The 770-nt window shown below is 60.4% G+C and carries 1 protein-coding gene; it reads right to left on the reverse strand.

Annotated elements, in window-relative coordinates:
• Positions 1–9 precede the first annotated feature (9 nt).
• On the reverse strand, positions 10–770 hold a 761-nt coding region (locus tag P0D89_RS53615), incomplete at its 5' end, for an IS5 family transposase (protein WP_408379745.1).

Raw genomic sequence — 770 nt, forward strand, 5'->3', positions numbered from 1 at the left:
TAGAGCGTGTTAGGCACTTTTGTTAAGGGCTGCAAAGTGAACAAGCATAAGCACGGAGAATACGACGAAGTGCAAACCAGCCAGGGTTTCGGGCAATCGCTCGTAGTCTCTGGCCAGTCGGCGGAAGCGGTTGAGCCAGCCGAAGCTGCGCTCGACCACCCAACGGCGCGGCAACAGCACGAAGCCCTTTTTCGCCTCCGACAGCTTGATTACCTGAAGCTCGATTCCTTCATCGCGTGCTGCCTGCGCAGGCTCTTCGCCGGTGTATCCCTGGTCCGCGAACGCCACCTTGACCGTTTGGCCGGTGGCCTGCTGAACCTGACGGGCCAGTTCTCCGACCTGCGCGCGCTCCTGTTCGTTGGCCGGCGTAACATGCACCGCAAGCAATTGCCCCAAAGTATCAACTGCCATGTGAACCTTGCTGCCGCGTTTGCGTTTGTAGCCGTCGTAACCGGCGCGAGGCCCACTCTCGCAGGTCGACTGCAGCGTGCGCCCGTCGAGGATGACCGCGCTGGGTTGGCCACGACGCTCCTGCGCGATCCGGATGATCGAACGCAGGTCATTGACCATGGCCTCAAAACAACCGGCCTGAATCCAGCGCTGCGTCTGCTGGTAGACCAGTTCCCAGGGTGGAAAGTCATTGGGCAACAAACGCCACGGTGCACCAGCGCGTACAATCCAGCGCAGCGCGTTGAACATCTCACGCAGTTCGTAACGGCGTTGCGGTGCGTCCTTGTTCATCAAGGTCAGGTACGGAGCGGCGAAGTACC

The sequence above is a fragment of the Paraburkholderia sp. RL18-085-BIA-A genome, from assembly GCF_046027075.1.
GTDB lineage: Bacteria > Pseudomonadota > Gammaproteobacteria > Burkholderiales > Burkholderiaceae > Paraburkholderia.